Here is a 565-nt window from a genome sequence, read left to right as displayed (position 1 = left end):
GCTCGACGCCTGCGGGTGAAGAACGAGGGAAGTAGCCACGTGAGTTGCGCAAGGTGCCTTGCGTGACTTACGGTAGAGGCACTCCCCCAGGGAGCCGGATCGGCCGGCTTCCACGTCCGGCCCTCGGGCCAGGAAGGAGGGCCCTCATGGCCTCCACGACTGTCACCCCGAGCACCTTCGCTGTGCTGACCGACTCGGTCGAGGGCCGCTGGCCGTTCCGGGTCGAGATCCGGGGCACCGAGTACGTGCTCGACACGTACGGCTGGGGCGTTCGGCGGCGACGCGCGCGGCGAGTACATGACCCTCCCCGTCTTCCCCGTCGGCGGAGGCGACCGCCGGAAGGTGACCGTCCGCGACAACACACCGCGCGCGTGCTGTCGTACGTCGGCAACTGGGACCCGAACCGCGAGGTCTTCGTCTGACCCACCCCCGCCAGGCCCCCGCCCCTACCTGGGACGGGGGCCTTCGTCGTTTCGTGACTCCGTCCCCCGCAAGACCTTCCCGGCAACGGAGTTACGAGGTATCGTCCCAGCATGACCGACCACGCCTATACGCGGATCTCATT

At 68.5% G+C, this 565-nt stretch carries 1 protein-coding gene; it reads left to right on the top strand.

Translation table 11 applies throughout. From position 1 onward, the window contains the following. The first annotated feature begins 146 nt into the window (after positions 1–146). Positions 147–422 (top strand): hypothetical protein, encoded by a 276-nt coding sequence (locus PROKR_RS01750; protein ID WP_036959155.1) that lies wholly within the window; start codon positions 147–149, stop codon positions 420–422. The last annotated feature ends 143 nt before the right edge of the window (positions 423–565 follow it).

Origin of the sequence: Promicromonospora kroppenstedtii DSM 19349 (genome assembly GCF_000515355.1) — a bacterium.
Lineage (GTDB): Bacteria > Actinomycetota > Actinomycetes > Actinomycetales > Cellulomonadaceae > Promicromonospora > Promicromonospora kroppenstedtii.
The sequence above is the reverse complement of the archived record's forward strand: the minus strand, read 5'-3'. Positions and strand labels throughout refer to the sequence as shown.

What these genes read in the sequence shown, in the direction of transcription:
- PROKR_RS01750 (WP_036959155.1), top strand. Translation starts at nt 147, where the DNA reads ATGGCCTCCACGACTGTCACCCCGAGCACCTTCGCTGTGCTGACCGAC.